Genomic DNA, 1,620 nt, shown 5'->3' on the forward strand with positions numbered 1-1,620 from the left:
ACCCCGTCACTTTCACTCTTAGGCTACAACCACGTACATTCAGCCTGAGAGATCCGTTGCGGAAATAACGCCCTGTTAAGGTGTGAGCAACGCAATACCAAAGCCGCCGCATACCACCTTAAACACTAAAACCAACGCATAATAAAAATGCCACGCGTTGCGAATCACTCTTAAACAGTTTGTTAAGGCTCATTTCTCACGCTGTATTTGTTCAATAGATTCTTTTAACAAAGGTTCAAGATTCAATGTGCCATTTTGGATGTGATAGTAATGGACTGGAGCTTGTTTTCCATTTTCACTAATAAACTGTGCTGCATTGAGATGAGCCTGTTTAAATAAGCTATCACGTTGTTCTTCTTCGAGTTTATCTCTAGACGTTAGACGGATGGCTAGTGTTAAGTCAAGATCTGAAAAGTAGGTACATGCAAGCAGGCTTATTTGATTTTCGGCACAACGTTTGTCAGCACGAAAAGCTTGAGTAAAACGTTTGAAACTGAACTTGAGACTTTTATCGTACAGTTCATCTAAGATCTTGTTACCCATCCAGGTGCTAAAGAAAACGCAAATGCCAACAAGAACCTCATTAGTAAATCCAGCATCAGCATATACCCTTTGGTCGATTTTAAAGCTTGGAACATTGGAAAATGTTTTCGGGTCAAAGCAACCACCAGCTATTTCGAATTCTTCTATTGATTGTTCAATAACATCAGCAGCTACTCGTAGATGAATACTTTGACCACCAACAAGCATACAATATTTAAATTTCATGAATACTCCGTGAGCCTTAACGCCCTGTTAAGGGGTGAGCAACGCAATACTAAAGCCGCCGCATACCACCTTAAACACTAAAACCAACGCATAGTAAAAATGCCACGCGTTGCGAATCCCTCTTGAACAGTTTGTTATGCGATTTCTTCCAGCAAGTACTGATTTCCTCTAACTTCACTCAACTTAAACCGAGATCCTGCTGGAAATAACACCTCTCTTTCGCAAGATTCTCTTGTCATTGCCCCAAGGTAGAAACCTTGTTTACACGAATTAAAAACTAAAATGGCTTCTGGCTTCAATACATATGAGAAATCTGAACTTTCACGAGCGCAAGACATAAAACTGTCTAATTCAAGGGTGTCATTGACTGAGAAATAGTCATACCAAGAAGTGCTCTTAGAGTAGTGCCTACAACTCTTTAAATATTTAGGCATCATATGCGAGTTAGCCATAAAGTCACTTATTAGTTTGCCTAACTTCGCATCATATTGAATACCTCTCTGATGCTCTCTAATTCTCGTGTAAGCTCCCGATGTATAAGAATCGATAAAATCATGTATCTGCGGTGAAATATGATAAACAATATTTAGTATCCACCGCTCTTCATTGATATTCTCAAATTGAGCAAGTGCGTTTAAAGCCTCTTTACGCTCTGCTAGTGAAAATTTAGATATTACTTGCTGACACCGCTTTTCGTCATAAGCAAGACTTTTTAGTTTTTGCACTAAGTTGTCCATTCTAGCTCCAATCGCATAACGCCTTGTTAAGGTGTGAGGCACGCAATACCCAAGCTTCCGCATAACACCTTAACCACTAAACCTAACGCATAGTAAAAATGCCACGCGTGCCGAA

General features: G+C 39.8%; 2 protein-coding genes. Both read right to left on the reverse strand.

What is annotated here, in order from left to right; genetic code table 11:
- Positions 1-189 precede the first annotated feature (189 nt).
- Positions 190-768: a hypothetical protein gene (locus MHO32_RS25665; protein WP_025527158.1), complete on the reverse strand. Its 579-nt coding sequence runs from the start codon at positions 766-768 to the stop codon at positions 190-192.
- A 134-nt stretch (positions 769-902) separates the two neighbouring features.
- Positions 903-1,505: a hypothetical protein gene (locus MHO32_RS25675; RefSeq protein WP_010448801.1), complete on the reverse strand. Its 603-nt coding sequence runs from the start codon at positions 1,503-1,505 to the stop codon at positions 903-905.
- Positions 1,506-1,620 lie beyond the last annotated feature (115 nt).

The organism is Vibrio sp. MMH1-50 (genome assembly GCF_022347645.1).
Lineage (GTDB): Bacteria > Pseudomonadota > Gammaproteobacteria > Enterobacterales > Vibrionaceae > Vibrio > Vibrio harveyi.

Bases quoted from the DNA above. Each gene is read 5' to 3' on its own strand.
- MHO32_RS25665 (WP_025527158.1), bottom strand. From the start codon at position 768: ATGAAATTTAAATATTGTATGCTTGTTGGTGGTCAAAGTATTCATCTA.
- MHO32_RS25675 (WP_010448801.1), bottom strand. From the start codon at position 1,505: ATGGACAACTTAGTGCAAAAACTAAAAAGTCTTGCTTATGACGAAAAG.